The organism is Flavobacterium bernardetii (assembly GCF_011305415.1).
In the GTDB taxonomy this organism is placed as follows: Bacteria; Bacteroidota; Bacteroidia; order Flavobacteriales; family Flavobacteriaceae; genus Flavobacterium; species Flavobacterium bernardetii.
Genome location: NZ_JAANOQ010000005.1, coordinates 21,811 through 44,906, shown reverse-complemented (window position 1 = coordinate 44,906; position 23,096 = coordinate 21,811). Strand labels below are relative to the sequence as shown.

At 32.0% G+C, this 23,096-nt stretch carries 19 protein-coding genes; 9 read left to right on the top strand and 10 right to left on the bottom strand.

Features of this window, described 5'->3' with window-relative positions; genetic code table 11:
• Positions 1-49: 49 nt before the first annotated feature.
• Positions 50-754 (bottom strand): ComF family protein, encoded by a 705-nt coding sequence (locus G6N05_RS10130; RefSeq protein ID WP_222616340.1) that lies wholly within the window; start codon positions 752-754, stop codon positions 50-52.
• Positions 755-794: 40 nt separating this feature from the next.
• On the opposite strand from G6N05_RS10130, the gene G6N05_RS10125 reads away from it, so the two are divergent.
• The 3 genes from G6N05_RS10125 (at position 795) to G6N05_RS10115 (ending at position 3,832) form a co-directional block, all read left to right on the top strand.
• Entirely contained in the window at positions 795-1,610 is an 816-nt protein-coding gene (locus G6N05_RS10125; RefSeq protein ID WP_166128130.1) for a hypothetical protein, read from the top strand.
• 46 nt (positions 1,611-1,656) lie between these two features.
• A complete protein-coding gene (locus tag G6N05_RS10120) occupies positions 1,657-3,198 on the top strand; it encodes a glycine--tRNA ligase (protein ID WP_166128127.1) in 1,542 nt (513 codons plus the stop codon).
• Positions 3,199-3,394: 196 nt separating this feature from the next.
• On the top strand, positions 3,395-3,832 hold the full coding sequence (locus tag G6N05_RS10115) for a retropepsin-like aspartic protease (protein ID WP_166128125.1): 438 nt from the start codon (positions 3,395-3,397) through the stop codon (positions 3,830-3,832).
• Here G6N05_RS10115 and G6N05_RS10110 read toward each other — a convergent pair.
• The 7 genes from G6N05_RS10110 to G6N05_RS10080 form a co-directional block, all read right to left on the bottom strand.
• Entirely contained in the window at positions 3,795-5,060 is a 1,266-nt protein-coding gene (locus tag G6N05_RS10110) for a TCR/Tet family MFS transporter (RefSeq protein WP_166128123.1), read from the bottom strand. The genes G6N05_RS10115 and G6N05_RS10110 overlap by 38 nt on opposite strands.
• Before the next feature lie 134 nt (positions 5,061-5,194).
• Positions 5,195-5,578, bottom strand: coding sequence for a T9SS type A sorting domain-containing protein (locus G6N05_RS15765; RefSeq protein WP_166128121.1), 384 nt, complete (start codon positions 5,576-5,578; stop codon positions 5,195-5,197).
• Entirely contained in the window at positions 5,579-5,998 is a 420-nt protein-coding gene (locus G6N05_RS10100; protein WP_166128118.1) for a hypothetical protein, read from the bottom strand.
• 162 nt (positions 5,999-6,160) lie between these two features.
• Positions 6,161-9,631, bottom strand: coding sequence for a fibronectin type III domain-containing protein (locus G6N05_RS10095; RefSeq protein ID WP_166128116.1), 3,471 nt, complete (start codon positions 9,629-9,631; stop codon positions 6,161-6,163).
• 140 nt (positions 9,632-9,771) lie between these two features.
• On the bottom strand, positions 9,772-11,472 hold the full coding sequence (locus G6N05_RS10090; protein ID WP_166128113.1) for a helix-turn-helix domain-containing protein: 1,701 nt from the start codon (positions 11,470-11,472) through the stop codon (positions 9,772-9,774).
• A 202-nt stretch (positions 11,473-11,674) separates the two neighbouring features.
• The gene (gene odhB / locus G6N05_RS10085) at positions 11,675-12,889 is read right to left on the bottom strand and encodes a 2-oxoglutarate dehydrogenase complex dihydrolipoyllysine-residue succinyltransferase (RefSeq protein WP_166128109.1); all 1,215 of its coding nucleotides are present in this window, start codon (positions 12,887-12,889) and stop codon (positions 11,675-11,677) included.
• Between the two features lie 64 nt (positions 12,890-12,953).
• Positions 12,954-15,722: a 2-oxoglutarate dehydrogenase E1 component gene (locus G6N05_RS10080; RefSeq protein WP_166128106.1), complete on the bottom strand. Its 2,769-nt coding sequence runs from the start codon at positions 15,720-15,722 to the stop codon at positions 12,954-12,956.
• Positions 15,723-15,841: 119 nt separating this feature from the next.
• Between G6N05_RS10080 and G6N05_RS10075 the strand changes: the two genes are divergently transcribed.
• Positions 15,842-16,402 (top strand): hypothetical protein, encoded by a 561-nt coding sequence (locus tag G6N05_RS10075; RefSeq protein WP_225875155.1) that lies wholly within the window; start codon positions 15,842-15,844, stop codon positions 16,400-16,402.
• Between the two features lie 37 nt (positions 16,403-16,439).
• Positions 16,440-17,789, top strand: coding sequence for an alkaline phosphatase D family protein (locus tag G6N05_RS10070; RefSeq protein WP_205729756.1), 1,350 nt, complete (start codon positions 16,440-16,442; stop codon positions 17,787-17,789).
• A gap of 1 nt (position 17,790) precedes the next feature.
• On the opposite strand, the gene G6N05_RS10065 is transcribed toward G6N05_RS10070, so the two are convergent.
• Together G6N05_RS10065 and G6N05_RS10060 are read right to left on the bottom strand one after the other, a co-directional pair.
• The gene (locus G6N05_RS10065; protein ID WP_166128101.1) at positions 17,791-18,144 is read right to left on the bottom strand and encodes a hypothetical protein; all 354 of its coding nucleotides are present in this window, start codon (positions 18,142-18,144) and stop codon (positions 17,791-17,793) included.
• A 43-nt stretch (positions 18,145-18,187) separates the two neighbouring features.
• Positions 18,188-19,162, bottom strand: a complete 975-nt coding sequence (locus G6N05_RS10060) for a polyprenyl synthetase family protein (RefSeq protein ID WP_166128096.1) — start codon at positions 19,160-19,162, stop codon at positions 18,188-18,190.
• A 146-nt stretch (positions 19,163-19,308) separates the two neighbouring features.
• Here G6N05_RS10060 and G6N05_RS10055 point away from each other — a divergent pair, with 146 nt between their 5' ends.
• From G6N05_RS10055 to G6N05_RS10040, 4 genes are all read left to right on the top strand, one after another.
• Complete coding sequence (locus G6N05_RS10055) at positions 19,309-19,845, top strand: YceI family protein (RefSeq protein ID WP_166128093.1); 537 nt, start codon at positions 19,309-19,311, stop codon at positions 19,843-19,845.
• Between the two features lie 116 nt (positions 19,846-19,961).
• Positions 19,962-20,558 carry a TetR/AcrR family transcriptional regulator gene (locus G6N05_RS10050; protein WP_166128088.1) on the top strand — a complete coding sequence of 199 codons (597 nt, stop codon included), beginning with the start codon at positions 19,962-19,964 and terminating at the stop codon, positions 20,556-20,558.
• Positions 20,559-20,568: 10 nt separating this feature from the next.
• Positions 20,569-21,912 (top strand): TolC family protein, encoded by a 1,344-nt coding sequence (locus G6N05_RS10045; protein ID WP_166128084.1) that lies wholly within the window; start codon positions 20,569-20,571, stop codon positions 21,910-21,912.
• Between the two features lie 19 nt (positions 21,913-21,931).
• Positions 21,932-23,062: an efflux RND transporter periplasmic adaptor subunit gene (locus G6N05_RS10040; RefSeq protein ID WP_166128080.1), complete on the top strand. Its 1,131-nt coding sequence runs from the start codon at positions 21,932-21,934 to the stop codon at positions 23,060-23,062.
• Positions 23,063-23,096: the final 34 nt, after the last annotated feature.

The window sequence follows — 23,096 nt, the reverse complement described above, 5'->3', positions numbered from 1 at the left end:
CTGCAAAGTAACAATTATATTCACTTCCATCATAATATTTAAATAAAATTTATGATTGCGAATAGGCCATAGTTAGAATGCTAATTTTAGTATTTTTGATTTTCAAAATTTCTTTAGCACAAGCTTCAATTGTGGCGCCGGTTGTGAAAACATCATCTACAAGTAATAGATGTTTGCCTTCAATTTTGTGCTGATTTTCAATTAAAAAGACATTTTTGTTATGTGCTAAACGACCTTCTTTGGATTTATCTGTTACAGATTTTAAATGTTGTGTTTTTATTAAAACATCGTCAAGCATTGGAATTATTAGGTTTTTTTCAATAGCTTTGCAAAAAGTGGTGACTTGATTATAACCTCTTTCGTGAAATCTTTTTTTGTGTAAGGGAACAGGAATAATAAAATCTATTTCTTTGAAAATTTCTAAATCTTTTAATTCGTTAGCATATAGATTTCCTAAATAGGTTCCGATTTCCTGACGATTTTTGTATTTTAAATTATGTATAAGATTTTGTGAGATTCCTTTTTTTGTAAAATACAAAAAGGAAGCGCCAAATTCAAATGGAACTAAGCCAAAAAAAGTTTTATGAATTTCTGTTTCTTTAATTTGGTGATGATGTGTGAATGGTAATTTATGGAGGCATTTAGTACAAATTACTTTTTCATTTTTTAGTAATAAATTAGCGCATCCGTTACAAAAAACCGGGAAAAGTACATTAAACAGATTTTTGGGTATTTCATCGAAAATTTTTAACATATCTAAACAATAATTTTATATTTAATCAAAATAATAAAGTATGTCCTCAAATAAAAACAATTCTTATAAACTTATCATATTAGCATTATCAATATTTTTGTTGATTGTGCTTTTCAAAAGTTATAAAGATAATAAATACTCAAAAGAACAACAAGATAATTTAAAGCAAGAAAGTTTATTAACTCAAAATCAATTATCAGAAATTATTGACAAATATGATTCAATTTCGATGATATACAATAATTATGATGAAAGTTTTTCTGATTTAAGCATTAAAGGTGCAAATTCTAATATTGCAAAAACGAAAGCTGACTATAAAAATTTATCAGATCTTAATAAACAAATTCAAACAATAAAGGATTCAATAAATGTATTGCAAGAAAAGTTAAAAGAAATTGAAAAAATAAGATCTCTTGTTAAGCCTGAAGAAATTAAGGTCAAAATTGCACAAAATGTTACTCCAAATAGTTCAAAATTTGAAATTACAAATTTACAGGTGAAGGGTGTAAAATTTTTAACAGAAAACATTACTCCAAGTAAAATTAAAGCCATAGAACAAATTAGAGTTTGCTTCACAATTGATAAAAATGAAGGTATTACTGTTGGAGAAAAAGAGTTGTTTGTACAAGTGATAAATCCTAAAAACAATATAGTTTCAGTAGAAGGTTTAGCGTTTGAAAAAAACAATACAGTTTTGAAATACAGTAAATTAGCTAAGTTCGAATATAAACAACAAGTTACAGATGTTTGTACTTATGTAGATTTAGAAAAGAACAAAACGTATAAAGGACGTTATATCGTAAATTTATATTCTGGAACAACTAAAATCAGTTCTACAATTTTCAATTATAATTAATTAGAAATTCCTTTTTTAATTCCTTTGCTATTTTTACTTTTGCAGTATGGCAAAACAAGAAGACTTATTTAAGAATGTAGTTTCGCACGCAAAAGAATACGGATTTATTTTCCCTTCTAGCGAAATATACGATGGTTTAAGTGCAGTATATGACTACGCACAAAACGGTGTTGAACTAAAAAAGAACATTAGAGAATATTGGTGGAAATCCATGGTGCAAATGCATGAAAATATTGTAGGTTTAGATGCTGCAATATTAATGCATCCAACCACTTGGAAAGCATCTGGTCACGTGGATGCGTTTAACGATCCATTAATTGACAACAAAGATTCTAAAAAAAGATATCGTGCTGATGTTTTAATTGAGGATTATGCAGAAAAATTAAACATCAAAGCGCAAAAAGAAATCGAAAAAGCAAAATCCCGTTTTGGTGATGCTTTTAACGAACAAGAATTTATTACAACCAATCCTAGAGTTGTAGAATACCTTTCTAAAAAGAACGAAATTTTAGCCAGAATGGCGAAAAGTTTAGATGCTGGCGATTTAGACGATGTGAAACTTTTAATTGAAGAATTAGAACTCGCTTGTCCAGATTCTGGTTCTCGTAACTGGACAGAAGTACGTCAATTTAACTTGATGTTCGGAACTAAATTAGGAGCTTCTGCAGATACAGCAATGGATTTATATTTACGTCCAGAAACGGCTCAAGGTATTTTCGTAAACTTTTTAAATGTTCAAAAAACAGGCCGTATGAAAATTCCTTTTGGAATAGCTCAAACGGGTAAAGCCTTCAGAAATGAGATTGTTGCAAGACAATTTATTTTCCGTATGCGTGAATTTGAACAAATGGAAATGCAATTTTTTGTGAAGCCAGGTGAAGAAATGAAATGGTATCATTACTGGAAAGAAACGCGTTTAAAATGGCATAATTCATTGGGATTAGGAGCGGAAAATTACCGTTTCCACGATCACGAAAAATTAGCACATTACGCTAATGCTGCTGCAGATATCGAATTTAATTTCCCATTCGGATTTAAAGAATTAGAAGGAATTCACTCGCGTACTGATTTCGATTTAAAAGCACATGAACAATTCTCAGGTAAAAAATTACAATATTTTGATACTGAGGAAAATAAAAACTACGTACCGTATGTGGTAGAAACATCTGTTGGTTTAGATAGAATGTTTTTAGCGGTTTTCTCAAAATCTTTACAAGAAGAAACATTAGAAGATGGTTCAACAAGAACAGTTTTACGTTTGCCTTCAGTTTTAGCTCCAACAAAAGCAGCTGTTTTACCTTTAGTGAAAAAAGATGGTTTACCGGAAATTGCTAAAGAAATTATGGAAGAATTGAAATGGGATTTCAACGTAGCTTACGATGAAAAAGATGCCGTGGGTCGTCGTTACAGAAGACAAGATGCATTAGGAACACCATTTTGTATTACAGTAGATCATCAAACAGTAGAAGACAAAACAGTTACTATTCGTCATAGAGATACTATGTTACAAGAACGTGTAGCAATCACCGATTTGAAAAACATTATCGAAAAAGAAGTTTCAGTTAGAAACTGGTTAATGAAAATGTAAACTCATTTTCCTATAAAATTAAAAAGAGGTTGTCCAAAAAGTCCGAAAACCTGTCATTCTGAATTTATTTCAGAATCTCCAACAATTGGTTTTCAATATTATTTAGAATCTGAAACAAGTTCAGATTGACAAAATAATAACTTTTTAGACAACCTCTTTTGTTTTCACTATATTTGAAAATATAAAGATTCATTATATGAAAGAATTACCCGCGTTTTTAAAAGCACATAAATACAAAGGAATTAAATTTAAGTTTTTAAAAACACAACATTTACTAATCAAAGTGAAAGTGAATGGTGTTGCTGGAAATTTTATTTTAGATACAGGTGCGTCAAATACCTGCATAGGTCTAGAAAGTATTGAAAAATACAGATTAGAAGTTAGAGATTATGAAAGTTTTGCCGCCAGCGCAAGTTCTACAACTATGCATGCTAAAATATCAAAAGGCAATTATCTCCAAATTGGTTCTTGGAAACAATTGCCTTCTACATTTATACTTTTCGATTTATCTCATGTAAATGAAGCCTTATCACAACAAAAAATAAAACCAGTCGATGGAATTATCGGCGCGGATGTGTTACTAAAAGGTAAGGCAATTATAGATTATCCAAATCTGTGTTTGTATTTGCAATAGCTGCCGTAGCAATTAGTCGTTGTTTTTTAAACGAATAAAAAGCAATAATCGCACTAAACAACATCAATATTCCTCCCAAAACAAATGGTGCTCCTGGGAAATGTACAGCTGCATTTTTATTAGTGAAATTATAAAACACATTCGACATTAATGGCGGACCAATAATAGCCGTTAAACTCATTAAACTAGTTAACGTTCCCTGAATTTCTCCTTGCTCGTTCGCAGGAACATTTTCTGTAATTACCGATTGTAAAGCCGGACCTGAAATTCCTCCTAAACAATACGGAATTAAGAACGTAAACATCATCCAACTTTCTGTAGCGATGGCGAATAAAAACATTCCTAACGTGTATAAAACCAATCCGTAAATGATGCTTTTTTCGTTTCCGATTTTCGGATTAATATATCTAATCAAACCACCTTGCACAATTCCGACTAACAACCCAATAATTCCCAATGAAATACCAACCATTTTTTCATCCCATTTGAATTGGTACATCGTAAAGTAACTCCAATTGCTATGAACGGCATGCGAACCAATATAAACTAACATAATCGATATAAATAAACCGAAAATTTTTGGATATTTTTTTAAGTTTAAAATAGCACGAATAGGGTTGGTTTTGCTCCAATCTAATTCTCTTCTATTTTCTTTTGGAAGTGATTCAGGCAACACAAAATAACCGTATAAGAAGTTAATAAAGCACAAAGCTGCTGCCGCATAAAACGGAACTCTAGCGCCAAATTGTCCTAACAAACCACCAATTACTGGTCCGATTATAAATCCAATTCCGAAAGCCGCACCAATCATTCCGAAGTTTTTTGCTCGGTTTTCTGGTGTGCTAATATCGGCAATATAGGCTGTAGCAGTTGTGATACTTGCGCCAGTGATTCCAGCAATAATTCTTCCAATAAATAAAAAAGTTATAGTAGGAGCGAAGGCTAAAAACAAATAATCTAATGAAAATCCTAAAAGCGAAAATAAAATAATTGGTCGGCGACCGTATTTGTCACTTAAATTTCCAATTAGTGGCGACAATAAAAACTGTGTAAAAGCATACGCAAATAACAACCAACCGCCAATTTTTGAAGCGTCACTTAAATCTCCATGAATCATTTCTTGAATCAATTTCGGAATAACTGGTATGATAATTCCCCAGCCTGTAATGTCAATCACTAAGGTTAAAAATATAAATCCGATTGCTGCTTTTTTCTCTTTTTTCTTCATAAAACAAAGAAACAAAAAAAATCCCAAACTCTTTTGAATTTGGGATTTTGATAATTTTAATCTTCTTAATATTTATTTTTGAAAATAAACTATTGCTGCATCTAAAAGTTGTTTCTTCATGGCAATAACGTTTTTCATTCCTTTTTAAGAATCTTTCCTTTTTTTAAAATTAGGCTTTGATTAGTAATTCTGTAAAAATATAATCCGGAATTAAAATCAAAGGTTTCTAGTGTAAGTTCATTTATAAACTCTTTTTTAATTATTTCTCTTCCTGCTAGATCAAAAATTCTTAATTCTGATACATCATTAATATTGTTTAGCTTAAAAGTCAGTGTATTTGTGAAAGGATTAGGAAAAGAAACAATTTCGTTTTCAAATGATCTATCATCTAGACTTAAAGCACTTTCAATTCGAATGTTATCCACATGTATCCAACTTCCTGTAGTTCCTGATACTAATGGTTTTAAAGTGATGAAATTTCCATTGCTTGGCGCTACAAAAGTAAAATTCCTTTCCACCTAAGAATAAGAAGGAACAGAACTATGAATTAATGTTCCAAATGATGATGATTCTGTAGAAAGTCCAAACTCAAGTGGAATTAAACCGCCTGCGCCTCCACCAGCTGTTGAAACTTTATCAAAATATCTAATGGTATAAGAATTTCCTTGAACTAAATTCATGTCAATTTCTAACGAAATAGCATCACTTCTATAACCTACACTAGGTTGTGTACCATATCCAAGGCCTAGGAACCAAGTTCCATTTGTAGGACTTCCATACGGACAGGTACTTTTTAGTAAATCAGGACCAGAAAAGGTATAATCCCCAAAAGCAACAGAGTTTGAAATAGAGTTGTTATATGTTGTATTTGAAGGGTTTATAAGACATGAACTTAAAGTGTTTGTCTCAAAATTTCCATTTATTATAGTTTGACTCATACAGAAAGATAAACTAAATAAAGTGATTAAGCTAAGTAGCTTTTTTTTTCATTTTTTAATATTTTTTTATGTGTTGTGTGTTATTTTTACTGAGGCGATTCAATCTTTTAATTCAAAACCCAAACTCTTTTTGAATTTGGGTTTTTAATATATTTTTAAAAATTATTGTTTAATAACTTTCAATGTTTTTACTTCATTATTTGAAGTTACTTTTACTAAGTAAGTTCCTGCAGTTAAATCATTAACATCTATTGAAGTTTCGTTACTATTAACAGATTTTGATAAAACTTCTTGTCCTAATAAATTGTATATAGAAACAGTTGTAATTTCTTTATCTAATGAAATATTAAAAATAGTTTTCACAGGGTTGGGATATAATTTTACGTTATCCAATGAAAAAGATTCAGATGTAAGTACTTGCGTAGTAAATGAGCCTCCCGAAACCCAATTGGTTTGTGTGTTACCACAAATTGATTTTACCCAAAAATAATAGGTTGTGTTTGGCGATAAATTACTTAACACAGCAAAGGTATCTGTAGTAGTTCCTGTGATAGCTCCAGTAGAAAATGGATCGTTGATGGTGCTGTAGCAATATATATAGCCATTGCTTGGTGCAGGCGTTGGTGCTACCCATCCAATATTATTAGTTGTCGACGTTAAACCATCGTAATATAATTGTGTTGGTGCGTTACAACCTGTAGCTGAATAGGTTGTAAATGAACCTCCCGAAACCCAATCGGTTTGTGTGTTATCACAAATAGATTTTACCCAAAAATAATAGGTAGTGTTTGGCGATAGATTACTTAAAACAGCATAGGTTTCTGTTGTAGTTCCAGTGATAGCTCCAGCTGAAAATGGATCGTTGATGGTGCTGTAGCAATATATATAGCCATTGCTTGGTGCAGGCGTTGGTGCTACCCATCCAATATTATTAGTTGTCGACGTTAAACCATCGTAATATAATTGTGTTGGTGCGTTACAACCTGTAGCTGAATAGGTTGTAAATGAACCTCCCGAAACCCAATCGGTTTGTGAGTTTCCGCAAATAGATTTTACCCAAAAATAATAGGTAGTGTTTGGCGATAGATTACTTAAAACAGCATAGGTTTCTGTTGTAGTTCCAGTGATAGCTCCAGCTGAAAATGGATCGTTGATGGTGCTGTAGCAATATATATAGCCATTGCTTGGTGCAGGCGTTGGTGCTACCCATCCAATATTATTAGTTGTCGACGTTAAACCATCGTAATATAATTGTGTTGGTGCGTTACAACCTGTAGCTGAATAGGTTGTAAATGAACCTCCCGAAACCCAATCGGTTTGTGTGTTACCACAAATTGATTTTACCCAAAAATAATAGGTTGTGTTTGGCGATAAATTACTTAACACAGCATAGGTTTCTGTAGTAGTTCCTGTGATAGCTCCAGTAGAAAATGGATCGTTGATGGTGCTGTAACAATATACATAGCCATTGCTTGGTGCAGGCGTTGGTGCTACCCATGCAATATTATTAGTTGTTGATGTTAAACCATCGTAATATAATTGTGTTGGTGCATTACAACCTGAAGCTGAATAGGTTGTAAAAGAACCTCCCGAAATCCAATCGGTTTGTGTTTGTCCACAATTAGATTTTACCCAAAAATAATAGGTAGTGTTTGGTGATAAATTGTTTAACACAGCATAGGTTTCTGTAGTAGTTCCTGTGATAGCTCCAGTAGAAAATGGATCGTTGATGGTGCTGTAACAATATATATATCCGTTGCTTGGTACAGGCGTTGCGGCGAACCAGCCAATATTTATAGATGTAGAAGTTACACCATCAGTATATGGCTCTAGTGGAGTATTACATCCTGTAGGTGTAGCACAAGTAATAGAACGCACTCTTGAACTAGCTTGAGTACCACAATTAGCATTGCTATTAATATGATATCTGATAACTCCTGTAAAATTTGAATTCCATGTTAATGGTGTCAATCCACTTGCTAATACTCCCGTTCCACCCTCATTTGTAATGGTAATAAAATCGGTAGTTACAGAACTTGTAAAAGTATATTGCTTGTTTATTAATATATTAACGTTTGCAAATTCACCTGCATATGCATTGTTTACAATTTGTTCTGGATTGCCAGTACAAGAAGGAGTAAAAGTGGCTGCAGGAAACAAACCATATATTGCACCATTACAAGTTAATGGAGTAAGTGTAGTAAAACTTCCTCCTGAAACCCAATTGCTTTTTGTTCCATTACAATTAGAACGCACCCAATAAAAATAGGTAGTTGAAGCTGTTAATGGGTTTAATGAAGCTATAAATGTACCAGTTGCAGTGTATGTTGCAGCTGTTCCGCTCACAGGAGCTGTATTAACGGTAGATAAATATACATCATAACCAGTTGGAGTAGTTGCAGGTGGAGACCATGTAAGTCTGCAAGAATTTGATGTTATATTAGATAAAACTAAATTACTAGGTACTCCACAAGTTGGTAAGCCCATACATTGAATATATCTTACTCTATTTGTATTTTGTGTACCACAAGAGGCATTGGTATTAATATGGTATCTAACAGTTCCTGAATAAGTACCCGAAACCCAATTTAGAGGTGTAGTACCTGATGCCAGAATCGTATTTCCTAAAGCATTAGTTACTGTAATATAATCGGAAGAAACCGAGCTAAAAAAAGTATATTGGGTATTGGCAACTACATTTACATTAGAATATTCGCCAGCATAAGCATCGGCAACAATTTGTTGCGGATTACCAGTACAAGTTGGGGTAAAGGTTGCATCTGGATACAATCCATAACTTGCACCATTACATGTCAGTGCTGGTGGTGTAGTAAAATTTCCACCTGAAATCCATGATCCAGTCGTAGAACCACAATTAGATCGAATCCAATAGTAATAGGTAGTACCTGCTGCTACATTCAAAGAAATTGAAGTAGATAAGTTAGTAGTACTAAATAGTGTAGGAGTAGAATTAGCATCAGGGGCATTATTTGTTGTAACAATATAAATGTCATAATTAGAAGATGGCACTGGTGAAGCTGCTGTCCATGCTATTTTACAAGAATTTGATGTAACATTTGATACTACTAGATTTGATGGAGGCACACAGTTTGATGCATCGGCACATCTTAAATAGCGAGATCTATTAACTTGTTCACTGCTACAATTAGCATTTGTATGAAGGTAATAACGGATAACTCCTGTTGTACTTCCAGAATCCCATATTACTGGTTGTGTTCCGCTAGCATAGATAATAGTTCCAGTTCCGTTTGTAATTGTAATATAATCATTAGTCACAGAACTCGAGAACGAATATTGTTTGTTTGCAATTACATTTACATTACTGTATTCACCTGCATAACTTTGGCTAGTAATTGTTTCATAGTTTCCACTACAATTTGGTGTAATGGTATTACTTGGAAATAATCCGTTTGTTGCAGAGGTACATCCTATAATTACGGAACTGTTTGTGGTTTGCGCAAACACCAAAGGATTTGGAGATATTTTCAGTCCACTGCTTGTAGCTTGATGAATTCCTGCAGGGTATTTGATCCCTGTTGTGCTTTGAGCTGAAATTTTTGATGCTATAAGAAAAAGCACCAAAAATAAGGATAAAGTAATTTTCTTCCTCATTGTATAAACTTTGTAATTATTATTAAAGTAAGTCCAAAAATAATTTTTACAAAGTTGGCATACAATTTATCTATACGATTATTTATAAATAATCATATAGATTAAAAAGGTTTATTTTGCTGATATTGAGTTGTTTATATTTAATTTTCTAGTTTTTCTATATAATAATTCGGTGAACGTCCCGTTTGCTTTTTAAAAACACGAACAAAAGTATTTGCGTCTTTATAACCCACTTCTTCAGCAATAGCTTGCAATGTATATTTACGAAAATAAGGCGCGTCAATAAGTTTTTGGAGTACATATTGTATTCGTAATTCTTGTGTGTATTCTGAAAAGGTCTTTTGCATAACCTGATTGAAGTATTGTGATAAATAAGCTGTATTCGTGTTTAATTTTTTAGCAACAAAAGCCAACTTGAAGTTTGGATCTAAAAAAGTTTCTTTCTTCTCTATTTTTTTTAAACCTAATACTATTTTTTCAATAAGCTCATCATCAATTATTTGTTTAGGTTGTGTTTCCGTTTTATCGATTTCGAGGTTGTTATTCGACGAGGTTTTAGATTCTTTTAAGTTTTGAATAATTTTTAAAAAACGATAATGCTTTTCTTTCTGAACTTTATGATAATAATAAAAACTATATATTACTGAAGATAAAATGATTAGTATTCCAAAAAGAGAAATTTTAAAATAATTCTTAGACGCGATAATTTTATCAGACTCTTCTTTTATTTTATTTAAATCATAATTGTGAAGAAAATTTAAAGATTTATTTTTTATTCCTCCAATTGATTGAATTAATTCTAAACTTTTTTGAGCATAGAGATAAGCGTTCTTATTGTCTTTTTTTTCACTATAACATTGTGTCATAATGTTATATGCCATTAATAAATTTTCTTTTGAAACCTTAGTTATTTGATAATTTTTTATATATTTTCTACAATAGAAAAGGGCTGAATCAACTTCATTTAAATGATGAAAACAATCGGCCATTCCTAAATCGAATAATTGTTCTGTTCTAATGTTTTCCTGGATACTTGGAAATTTTTTTCTTTCTCTGTATAGAGACAATGATTTGACGTAATTCCCTGCCAAAGCGGCACTTTTTGCCTCTCGCATACTCAACAAGGCTCTTGTGTATTCTGGATAAAAATTATCTTGTAACATCATTTTTGCAGCTACATTAAAGTAGTAATTTGCAGAATCTAAAAGTATAGTTTTCTTGGTTTGGATATAATATTTTTGATAGGCTTCACCAATAATATTATATTTATCAGCAAATAGTTTTTTGTTCATTACTTTTTTTTCTCCAATTCCTAATTTTAAATGATGTGAGGTCTTTAATTCTCTCTTTAACAATGAAATTCCATTTACATAATCGCCCATGGCTACTTTTATTGAGCCATATTGTTCGTTAAAATGATTATTAGGTACATTCTTTTTATATTTATCGAGATAAAATAAGGCTAAGTCATATTCTCCTAAATTTTTATGTATGTAGAAAAGTTTATTGATGCACATTCCAATTAAATCCTGATATACTTTACTAGATTTAATGTTGTCACTTTTTTCAATACGATTTATAAGTGTGATGAGAAGTTGCTTGGAATGTGTAAATTCAGACTTGTTATAAAAATAATTGGCTACATAATATTTGCCAAAAAAACCAAATAACTCGTTTTTAGAATTGCTAATTTCTATTGCACCTTTATAAGCTTTTTCAGGATTAGATATAAGTAGTTCTTGTATACTGCGGTTTTTTTTAATTTCCAACTCACTCAAATTTTGAGAAAACATTCTTGGAGCGGTTACTAATAGTATAAAAAAGTAGAATAATTTATGCATATTGAAAAATTGAAAAAGCTCAATTATTAAATTTTGAAGAGTTAAAAATAAGGAATAAAGCTACAATTTTTTTTAATTTATTTTGAAAATAGTTTTATTTTTTTGTACTTGTTTTTTTAACATAAAAAAATCCCAAATTCGTAAGAGTTTGGGATTAGTTATATTTAGATCCTGAAACAAGTTCAGGATGACAAAGCAAATACTATAACTCTAAAGCTTTCTTAGGATTGTTGTCTAGTAATAATTCCATTGGGTTTTCTAAAGCTTCTTTAACTGCAACTAAGAAACCAACAGATTCTCTACCGTCAATAATTCTGTGGTCATAAGATAACGCCACATACATCATTGGGTGGATTTCCACTTTACCATTTACGGCAATTGGACGCTCAATAATGTTGTGCATTCCTAAAATTCCAGATTGAGGAGGATTAATAATTGGCGTAGATAACATACTTCCGAAAACACCACCGTTTGTAATTGTGAATGTTCCACCTGTCATGTCGTCAACAGTAATTTGTCCGTCTCTTGCACGTAAAGCTAAACGTTTAATTTCTGCTTCCACACCACGGAACGTTAATAATTCTGCATTTCTAACAACAGGAACCATTAATCCTTTTGGTCCAGAAACCGCAATTGAAATGTCTGCAAAATCGAAAGCTACTTTATGGTCACCATCCATCATTGAATTTACATCTGGGTACAATTGCAACGCTCTTGTAACCGCTTTTGTAAAGAATGACATATAACCTAAACCAATACCATTATGTTTTGCTTTAAATTCGTCTTTATATTGATTTCTGATGATATTAATTGGTGTCATGTTAACTTCGTTAAAAGTCGTTAACATAGCTGTTTCGTTTTTAGCGGCAACTAATCTTTCTGCTACTTTTCTACGTAACATAGAAAGTTTTACTCTTTCTGTTGCACGAGATCCATTTGTAGGAGTTCCCATTGAAGGTACTGCGTTTGCTGCATCTTCAGTAGTAATTCTTCCACCTTTTCCAGTTCCAACGATGTCAGAAGGAGAGATGTTTTTCTCGTCTAATATTTTTTTAGCTGCTGGAGATGGTGCTCCTGTAGCATAAGTTTTTTCAGCAACTGGTGCCGCTTTTACTTCTTCTTTTTTCACTTCTGGTGCTTTTTCAACAGCAGGCGCAGCAGTTGCTCCGTCTGGTTTTGCAGCGTCAGTATCAATATGACAAACTACTTGTCCTACAGCCACAGCGTCACCTTCTTCCGCTTTAAGCGTAATAATTCCGCTAGCTTCTGCAGGTAATTCTAAAGTTGCTTTGTCTGAATCTACTTCAGCAATAGCTTGATCTTTTTCAACGTAATCTCCGTCTTTAACTAACCAAGTTGCAATTTCAACTTCGGTGATAGATTCTCCCGGTGATGGGACTTTCATTTCTAAAATCATATTCTTTCGTTTTTAGTTTTAGGCGAAAAGGCTACCTAAAATATATTAATGTGTTGTATAACTGTTATTGAAATAAATTTTTGTCAAAAACCATAGCAATGGCATTCGCTTGACGTTTTTTCGAACGTTCGTAACTTCCTGCTGCTGGTGCACTATATGCTTTTGGTGACGCTAAACGTAATTTTACTAAATCGAAATTCATTAACATAAATCCGTAAGCTCCCATGTTTTTAGGTTCTTCTTGTGCCCAAACATAATCGTCAACATTTGGATACGAATCGATAATCGCTTTGATTTGATCTGTTGCTAATGGGAACAATTGCTCTAAACGAACAACAGCTACATCATTTCTTCCTAATTCTTCACGTTTTGCAATAATATCGTAATACACTTTTCCTGTACAGAATACTAAAGACTTGATCGCTTTTTTATCTGTAACGTTTGGATCGTCTAATATTTCTTGAAATTGTCCATTTGCTAAATCATCGGCAGTTGAAACCGCTTGTGGATGACGTAATAAACTTTTTGGTGAAAACACAATTAACGGTTTACGGAATTTTGTTTTCATTTGTCTTCTCATCAAGTGGAAGAAGTTCGCTGGAGTCGTAACGTCAGCAATGTACATATTGTGTTTCGCACACATTTGTAAATAACGTTCCATACGAGCAGAAGAGTGTTCCGCACCTTGATTTTCATACCCATGAGGCAATAAGAAAACCAATCCGTTTTGATTGTTCCACTTGTCTTCACCTGCAGATATGTATTGGTCAATCATAATTTGCGCTCCGTTAGAGAAATCTCCAAACTGTGCTTCCCAAATCGTTAACGTATTTGGCGATGCTAAAGCGTAACCGTATTCAAAACCAACTACACCATATTCTGAAAGGTGCGAATTGTATATATAAAAGTTTCCTTTTTTGTTTTTAACGTCGTTTAATAAAACAACTTCTTCTTCTGATTCTTCAACTTTAATAACGGCATGACGGTGAGAGAAAGTTCCTCTTTCCACATCTTGTCCAGAAATACGAACATCGTACCCTTCAGAGATTAAAGATCCATAGGCTAATAATTCTCCCATTGCCCAATCTAATTGGTCTTTTTCGAAGAACATGTTTTTTCTATCACCAATTAATTTCGTGATTTTGCTAATGAATTTTTTGTCTGATGGTAATTCTGTAATGGTTGAAGCAATTTCAGTTAATTGTTGCTTGTCAAATTTTGTATCAAATTTCGAAAGCATCACATCATCTGAAACTTTTTCGAAACCTGTCCATTCATTTTGCATAAACGGCGTAATAACCGTTAAGCTTTTCTTACGAGATTCTTCTAAATTTTCATCTAGTTTAGCTTTATAAGCGTCTTCTAGAGTTTTTACATAAGTTCCGTCAATTACACCTTCGTTTTGTAGCTTTTCAGCATAAAGGTCTCTTGAGTTTTTATGTTTAGAAATCGCTTTGTATAATTTTGGTTGTGTGAAACGAGGTTCGTCACCTTCGTTATGACCATATTTTCTGTATCCTAACAAATCGATAAATACATCACCGCCAAATTCCATACGGTAATCTAAAGCAAATTTCATCGCGTGAACTACTGCTTCTGCATCATCTGCATTAACGTGTAAAACTGGCGATAAGGTTACTTTTGCGATATCTGTACAATACGTTGAGGAACGTGCATCTAAATAGTTTGTTGTAAAACCAACTTGGTTATTAATTACTAAATGGATAGTTCCACCAGTTTTATAACCGTCTAATTTTGCCATTTGGATAATTTCATACACAATACCTTGTCCTGCAACTGCAGCATCACCATGAACGGCGATAGGTAAAACTTTTGAAAAATCGTCAGCAAAATATCGGTCTTGTTTGGCTCTTGCAATTCCTTCAATAACGGCACCAACTGTTTCTAAATGCGAAGGGTTTGGTGCTAAGTTTAAATTGATTTTTTTCCCAGAATCAGTTACACGGTCTGAAGTTAAACCCAGGTGATATTTAACGTCACCATCAAAGTTCATGTCTTCATCGTAATCTTTTCCGTCAAATTCTGAGAAAATATTTTGTGTATTTTTTCCAAAAATGTTGGCTAAAACATTCAAACGACCACGATGTGCCATTCCCATTACAAATTGTTCTACGCCTTTTTCAGCAGCAGCTTCCACTAAAGCATCTAAAGCAGGAATTGCAGCTTCACAACCTTCTAATGAGAAACGTTTTTGACCTACATATTTAGTATGTAAGAAAGTCTCAAAAGAAACCGCTTCGTTTAATTTTTTTAATATATTTTTCTTTTCATCAGCTGAGAAATTCGGCTGATTGTCGTTGATGTCTAATCTGTTTTTAATCCAATCTAGAACTTTTGGTTCTCTGATGTACATAAACTCAACACCAATTGATGAGCAATATACACTTTCTACATGCTTGATAATATCCGCCAAAGTACTTGGTTTCATATTTACCATTTTTGCTGCATCAAAAACTGTAGTTAAATCAGCTTGAGATAACCCATAATTTTCTAAAGCTAAAGTAGGAGCATACGTTCTTCTTTCTCTAACAGGATTTGTTTTAGTGAATAAATGCCCGTTGGTTCTGTAGCCATCAATTAATCTAAGAACATTGAATTCTTTTTGAAGTTGCTCAGAATTCCCACCAGAAGCTGAGCCATTAGCAGTATGAGCAATTTGCTCACCTGGATTTGAAAATTCATTCGCAAAATCAAAACCTTGAAAGAAACTTCTCCAACTTGGTTCTACACTATCCGGATTTTGTAAATATTGGTCGTATAAATCTGCAAAAAATGCAGTATGTGCTGCGTTTAAAAAGGAAAACCTATCCATAATTCTGTCCTAATGACGATTTGGTTAAAAAAATTTATGCAAAAGTATAAACTTTTATGCTAAAAGTTCAAAGAAATTTATACTTTTATGTTCATATTAACAAATAAGTAAAAATTCCCATGAAATTACACGCAAAGATACTAAAAACGTTTTTTTACACACTTGTTTTTTTGAATTCCGCATTACTATTTTCACAACAAGATAGTATTCCTAAAACGGAAAGTGTATTTTGGAAAAAAGTTCAGTTTGGGGGTGGATTAGGATTAGCGGTTGGAAATGGCTTTACAAATGTATCTATTTCTCCAACAGGATATTACAATATTGACAAAACGTTTACAGTTGGAGTGGGTTTAACTGGAAGTTATGTGGCGCAAGAACAAAATCCTTCTAACTTTAATTCTATTGGATACAAGTCGACTATTTTTGGCGGAAGTTTAATTGGTTTAGTACATCCGATTGAAGAAATTCAGCTTTCTGCAGAATTAGAACAATTAAAAGTAAACCGGAATTTTGATGGTGATTTCTTAATTGATGACACTTTTTGGAACACGGCTTTTTTTGTTGGTGCGGGTTATAGAGCACAAAATTTGACTGTAGGTATAAAATATAACTTGTTACACAAAGACAACAATCATGTGTATTCACAGGCTTGGGCGCCATTTATTAGAATTATGTTTTAGAAAAGTAATTATTTCTTAACATTGAAACCTTTTGTAAATGTTTAATTTTGCAAAAAAAATCATGCGAATTCTTTTAGCTTTCTTACTATTTTCTATTTCGGTTTTTTCACAAAACAATTTACAATCCGGACCAATGGTTGGATATTGTGAAATGAAAGAAGCTATGATTTGGTTTCAAACCGAAAAACCGGCTTCAGTTTATGTGGAGTATTATTCGGTTGATAATTCCTCTTCAATTTTTCAAAGCGAAAAGTATCAATCTACTAAAGAAAATGCTTTTACTTGTCATGTAGTTTTAGATAAATTACAACCTGGAAAAAAATATAATTACGCTATTTTTATTGATAAAAAGAAAATAGTTTTGCCTTATGAAACCTCTTTTTCTTCCAAAAAATTATGGCAATGGCGAGAAAATGCTCCCGATTTTACAATTGCTTTAGGGAGTTGTTCTTATGTAAGCGAAGAAGCTTTGGACAGACCAGGAAAACCTTATGGTTCTAATTACTCCATTTTTGAAAGTATTGCTCAAAAAAATCCAGACATTATGCTTTGGGGTGGCGATAATATTTATTTGCGTGAAGCAGATTGGGACAGTCAAACTGGAATTTACCACAGATATTCACATTCTAGAAAATTAAAAGAAATGCAACCGCTTTTAGCAAAAACTCAAAATTTTGCTATTTGGGACGATCATGATTTTGGTCCAAATGATAGCGATAGAGGATATTACAACAAATATGTAACGCAACAAGCCTTTAAAGATTTTTGGGCAAATAAATTTTACGGAACAAATTCCAATCAGAAAGAAGGTGTTTTTTCTTGTTTTAATTGGGGCGATGCAGAAGTTTTTTTATTAGACAATCGTTTTTTTAAATCGCCAAACGATAGAATTACTGGAGAAAAAGTGCTTCTTGGAACGGAACAAATGCAATGGTTAATAGATGCTTTAGTTGCTTCAAAAGCGAGTTTTAAAATTATTGTAGTTGGAGGTCAGGTTTTAAATACCGAAGCTGTTTTTGAAAATTACGAAAATTACAAAACCGAAAAAGAACAACTATTAAACGAAATTACCGTAAATAAAATAAAAGGCGTGACGTTTATTTCTGGCGACAGACATTTCACAGAATTATCTATGTTAAAACGCAGCAATTCTTATTCTTTATATGATTGGACCGTTTCACCATTAACTTCCGGACACGGAAATATTGAAAAAGTAGCTAAAGAAGAAAACAAAAACAGAGTAGAAGGCAGCTTGTTTGCGCAACACGTTTTTGGCACACTTTCCTTTTCTGGTGAAAAAGAAATGCGTCAAATGAAATTGACTTTGTTTGATAAAGATGGAAAAGAATTGTGGAATAAAGTAATTTTAAAGAAAGAGTTAGAATAATTTAATACTTATTTCTAAACCAAACCTTTTGCCATTCGCGTTTTAAAATTAAAAACGTGACATCTTCAGACAATTTGAAAACATCTGAACCGTCTAATTTTTTAATTTGTTCTTCGGAAACATCAATGATGTAAAGTAAGTTTAAGTACTCAGCGAATTTGTGATTGATTAATTTCAATATTTTTTCCTGAACCAAAAGCTTTAATTCGAAAGGAAAAATATCCAAAGGAATATCTATATTTTCATTCGCTAAAGCAAAATCTTTGTTGGTTTGCTCAATTAATTTAAAATACAAATGCTGTTCTTCGGCTTCGTTTATTAAAGCGTCAATTGTTGCAGGTGGTAAGTAACTCATTTTGTTAAATTGAAAATTGACACATCGAAAATTGGCACATTAATTACACTTTTCTGTTCATTAATTTATCGCCAAACAATCTTAAAATCATTTTTTTATCTTCCGATAAATGCATTTTTTCTAACGTTTCAAAAGCTTTTTCTGTATAGTTTGAAATGGCATCTTGTGTGGCTTGACTCGCGCCAGAAGCATTGAAAACCGCTTTAACCGATTCGATTTTATCTGTATTATCTTGTGGTTGAATCGAAAATAAATGTAATAACTGCTGTTGGTTTGCTTCGTTTGAAAATTCCATCGCTTTTAAATACAAATAAGTTTTTTTGTTTTCGATAATATCACCACCGACTTGTTTTCCAAACGTTTCTGGGTTTCCGAAAGCATCTAAATAATCGTCTTGTAATTGGAAAGCAATTCCTAAATTCAATCCGAAATTGTAAATTAAATCCGCATTTTCTTCTGAAGATTCGGCCACAATCGCACCCATTTTCATCGCTGCTCCTAATAAAACCGCCGTTTTGTATTCAATCATTTTTAAATATTCCGGAATGGTTACATCATCACGGGTTTCAAAATCCACGTCATATTGTTGACCTTCGCAAACTTCTAAAGCGGTTTTACTAAATAATTTCGCTAAAGCTTGAAATATTTTCGGTTCGTAATTTTCGAAATATTGATACGCTAAAATTAACATCGCATCGCCAGATAAAATCCCAGTATTTAGATTCCATTTTTCATGAACGGTTTCATTTCCTCTTCGCAAAGGCGCATCATCCATAATGTCATCATGCACTAACGAAAAATTATGAAACATCTCAACAGCTTTTGCCGCAGAAATTGCCTTTTTATGATCACCATCAAAAATATCAGCAGCCATTAACGTTAAAACTGGTCGGATTCTTTTTCCACCAAGTGATAAAATATAATCTATCGGCTCGTATAAACTTTTTGGTTGTTTGTCAATGTGTAGGTTTGAAAACTCTTCTGTAATAACATTCTGGTAATCTGATAATGAAAGCATACTTGTAATTTTTGGTAAATTTAAACTAATAATTGCAAAATAGCTTACTTATTGAAATGTTAAATTTATGTGAAAATCAAGGAAACTATTTTAGTGTTAAAAGTTTCCTTTATACATTTGCCCAATAAAATTTAACATCTTACAAAATGACAAATACAAAATGGAACCTAAATGTTAATCAATCAGATTTCATGGTTAGAGCAAAAAATTCAATTATTGCCTATTTGGATAGTTCATTTAATGAGCTTTCGAGTTCAATAGATATTGTAAACAATCAACTGATGAATGCTAATCTGGAATTTGTTTTAGATGTAAATAAAAAAGAAGGCAAATTGGAACATATTGACAGTAATTTAAAATTACAAGATTATTTGAACGTGAGTCAATATCCTTTAGTGGTTTTTAAATCTATTTCTTATGAAAAGATAAATGACAATATCAATTTCGTGAAAGGTTATTTAACCATAAATAATATCACGAAAGTGGTAGAATTAGATGCCAAAATTGTAGAATTAGAAAATACAAACACTTCTTCGAAAGTTTTGGTGGAAATAATTGGTGAAATTAACCGTCTTGATTTTGGTTTATTTGCCAATTCAAATTTACAGAATAATGGGTTGTTAATGGGTTATAATTTAAACTTAACAGCCAATTTAGAATTCACGACTAATACGATATATTAAATGTTAAATTATTGTGAAGATTAAGGAAACTATTTTAGTATTAAAAGTTTCCGTTCTACATTTGCAGTCGAAATTAAAGCTGCATAAAAGAATTTTTACAAAACACCCCAATAAAAATGAAAGATAAAATCATCAAAAAAGCGACAGATATGTTTTTGAAATTAGGTTTCAAGAGTATTACTATGGATGATATTGCTTGCGAAATGTGTATTTCTAAAAAAACGATATACAAATACTTTTCTAACAAAGAATTGCTAATTGAAGAAAGTACACAACTGGTTCACAAAGAAGTTCATGAGACTATCAATAGTATTGTGGCTAAAAATTATAATGCTATTGCAGAAAATTTTGAAATCAGAAGAATGTTTAAAGAGATGTTCAAATCAACAGAAACTTCACCACTTTATCAACTGAAAAGGCACTATCCTGAAGTATATAATAAGGTTTTGGGCAGTCAAATTGAAATTTGTGAATGTTGTTTTAGAGATAACATTTTAAAAGGAATGGCAGAAGGTTTGTATAGAAATGATATAGATATTGAAAATTATGTAAAATTTTATTACACCTTAATTTTCAGTATCAATGAAAATACCGTATTAGAAAAAGATGCAAATATTTTAGAATACAAAGCATTAGAATACCACATTCGTGCAATGGCAACATTAGCCGGAAATTTAGAATTAGAAAAACAATTACAATTAAATAATAATTAAAAATAGTAAAATGAAGAAAAACATAACCATATTTCTTGTTCTTTTGAGTGCAATCAGTGTTTTTTCGCAAACAGAAACTAATTCTTCTAGTTTCACATTGCAACAAGCCATTGAGCAAGCACAAAAGAATAATTATAGCGTAGTAAACGCTAACAGAGATTTAGAAATTGCCAAGGAAAAAAAATGGGAAACTACCACATTGGGTTTACCTCAATTAAATGGTTCGGTAAATTATCAAAACACCTTTGCCTTTCAAAAGCAAGGAGCTGCAGCCAACTCTTTTAATCCAATGGCTGATCCAAATGAAATTACATTATTAGCTTTTGGAACCAAACATGTAGCTGTTGGGAATTTAACTTTAAGCCAGTTGATTTTTGATGGTTCGTATTTAGTGGGTTTACAATCAGCAAAAACGTATTTGAAAATTTCTGAAAATGCGAAAGAAAAAACCAATCAAGAAATCAAAGAAATTGTAATTAATTCCTACGGAAATGTGCTTTTAGCAGATGAGAGTATCTTAATTATCAATAAAAACAAAACGGTTTTAGAAAAAATTCTTTCTGATACGAAAGAGATTTATAAAAACGGATTGATTGAAGAAGAAAACATTGAACAACTTCAAATTACTTTAAATTCTATAAATAATGCCTTAGATAATGTGACCAAACAAAGAGTAATTGCTCTAAATATGGTAAAATTATTAATGGGAATTAATTTAGACGAACCCATTGTACTTACTGATAATTTAAACACGTTGACTCAAAACAACATCGATTTACAAGTTTTAGCTTCAGAATTTAATGTTAATAATAACATCGATTATCAAATTGGTAAAAACGTAGAAGAAAGTAAAAAGCTACTAGTGAAATTAGAAAGAAGTAAAGGATTGCCATCTTTAGGTGCACAATTAAACTTTGGGTATAACTCTTTTTCAAATGAATTTACATTTTTTAATGGAGACCAAAAATGGAGCAACTATTCTAATGTAGGAATTGGTTTAAATGTGCCAATTTTTAGTAGTGGAGCCAGAAGTTCTCGTGTGCAACAAGCAAAAATCGATTTAGAAAAATCAAGAACGCAACTTACAGAAACAGAACAAAAATTGAAACTACAACATCAAAAAGCGAAAAGCGATTATGAATATAGTATCAATCAATATAACAATGCACAGTCTAATTTAAAATTAGCAGAACGTATTGAAAACAAACAGCAAGTTAAATTCAAAGAAGGTTTATCTTCTAGTTTTGACTTTGCAGAAGCACAAAAACAATTATACACAGCACAACAAGAAGTATTGCAAGCCATGCTTGAAATCGTAAACAAAAAAGCAACTTTAGAAAAATTATTAAACTAACTATAAAATTAATTTAGATATGAGAAAAATATTTATACTAGCAACAAGTCTTTTATTAGTGGCTTGTGGTGGAAAATCAACAGACGATTTAATTAAGGACAAAGACGTAACAGCATTAAAAACTAAAAAAACAGAACTGCAAGCAGAACTAGCAAAAATTGATGCGGCCTTATTAGCTGGTGGTGGTAAAGCAACAGAAACGGAAGCTTTAGTTTCTGTATTAACTGTAAAAGATACCGTTTTCAATCATTATTTAGAAATACAAGGAAATGTAGATACGAAAGAAAACATTTTAGTGCAACCAGAATTCAGCGGAACTTTAACAACATTAAATGTAAAAGCAGGACAAAGAGTGGCTAAAGGTCAAATTTTAGGAAGAGTAGATGATGGAGGAATGTCTCAGCAATTAGCAAGTGTTGAAAACCAATACGCTTTAGCGAAAACAACTTTCGAAAGACAAAAAAATCTTTGGGACAAGAAAATTGGTTCTGAAATTCAATATTTACAAGCACAAACGCAAATGATTTCTGCTCAAAAATCGGTTGCGCAAATGAGAGCTCAGGTTTCAAAAACATTAATTCGTGCACCATTTTCTGGAACAATTGATGAGGTTTTCGTAGAACGCGGACAAGTAGTTTCTCCAAACCCACAAGGTTTAATGAGAATTGTAAATTTATCAAATATGTTTGTTTCGACTACAGTTCCTGAAACGTATATCGGAAAATTAAAAGCAGGTACAATTGTAGATGTTTATTTAACATCTTTAGGAAAAACATATAAAGGAAAAGTGCGTCAAGTTGGAAGTTATATCAATCCAAGTAACAGAAGTTTCGGTATTGAAGTAAGTGTTCCAAATCCGGATAATTTATTGCGTCCAAACCAAGTAGCAAAACTTAAAATTATTGATTATACTGTGAAAAACGCTTTAGTTGTTCCAACAAATGTTGTTCAAGAAGACGGTGAACACAACAGATTTGTTTTTGTGGCAACTAATGTAAAAGGTAAAAAGGGTGTAGCTAAAAAAGTGATTGTAAAAGTTGGAAAATCATCTGATAATGTAACAGAAATTTTAAGCGGATTAGCTGTTAATGATTTGGTAGTTACTGAAGGTGTAAATACAATTTCAGACGGAATGAAACTTAATTTTTAGTTTATAAAGGTTATAATGTTTAATTAAGTTTATG

Bases quoted from the DNA above. Each gene is read 5' to 3' on its own strand.
- G6N05_RS10070 (WP_205729756.1), top strand. From the start codon at position 16,440: ATGTTTAATTTTGCAAAAAAAATCATGCGAATTCTTTTAGCTTTCTTA.
- G6N05_RS10100 (WP_166128118.1), bottom strand. From the start codon at position 5,998: ATGAGTCAAACTATAATAAATGGAAATTTTGAGACAAACACTTTAAGT.
- G6N05_RS10115 (WP_166128125.1), top strand. From the start codon at position 3,395: ATGAAAGAATTACCCGCGTTTTTAAAAGCACATAAATACAAAGGAATT.
- G6N05_RS10130 (WP_222616340.1), bottom strand. From the start codon at position 754: ATGTTAAAAATTTTCGATGAAATACCCAAAAATCTGTTTAATGTACTT.
- G6N05_RS10095 (WP_166128116.1), bottom strand. From the start codon at position 9,631: ATGAGGAAGAAAATTACTTTATCCTTATTTTTGGTGCTTTTTCTTATA.
- G6N05_RS10120 (WP_166128127.1), top strand. From the start codon at position 1,657: ATGGCAAAACAAGAAGACTTATTTAAGAATGTAGTTTCGCACGCAAAA.
- G6N05_RS10110 (WP_166128123.1), bottom strand. From the start codon at position 5,060: ATGAAGAAAAAAGAGAAAAAAGCAGCAATCGGATTTATATTTTTAACC.
- G6N05_RS10060 (WP_166128096.1), bottom strand. From the start codon at position 19,162: ATGCTTTCATTATCAGATTACCAGAATGTTATTACAGAAGAGTTTTCA.
- G6N05_RS10075 (WP_225875155.1), top strand. From the start codon at position 15,842: ATGAAATTACACGCAAAGATACTAAAAACGTTTTTTTACACACTTGTT.
- G6N05_RS10065 (WP_166128101.1), bottom strand. From the start codon at position 18,144: ATGAGTTACTTACCACCTGCAACAATTGACGCTTTAATAAACGAAGCC.
- G6N05_RS10090 (WP_166128113.1), bottom strand. From the start codon at position 11,472: ATGCATAAATTATTCTACTTTTTTATACTATTAGTAACCGCTCCAAGA.
- G6N05_RS10055 (WP_166128093.1), top strand. From the start codon at position 19,309: ATGACAAATACAAAATGGAACCTAAATGTTAATCAATCAGATTTCATG.
- odhB (WP_166128109.1), bottom strand. From the start codon at position 12,889: ATGATTTTAGAAATGAAAGTCCCATCACCGGGAGAATCTATCACCGAA.
- G6N05_RS10080 (WP_166128106.1), bottom strand. From the start codon at position 15,722: ATGGATAGGTTTTCCTTTTTAAACGCAGCACATACTGCATTTTTTGCA.
- G6N05_RS10125 (WP_166128130.1), top strand. From the start codon at position 795: ATGTCCTCAAATAAAAACAATTCTTATAAACTTATCATATTAGCATTA.
- G6N05_RS10040 (WP_166128080.1), top strand. From the start codon at position 21,932: ATGAGAAAAATATTTATACTAGCAACAAGTCTTTTATTAGTGGCTTGT.
- G6N05_RS10045 (WP_166128084.1), top strand. From the start codon at position 20,569: ATGAAGAAAAACATAACCATATTTCTTGTTCTTTTGAGTGCAATCAGT.
- G6N05_RS10050 (WP_166128088.1), top strand. From the start codon at position 19,962: ATGAAAGATAAAATCATCAAAAAAGCGACAGATATGTTTTTGAAATTA.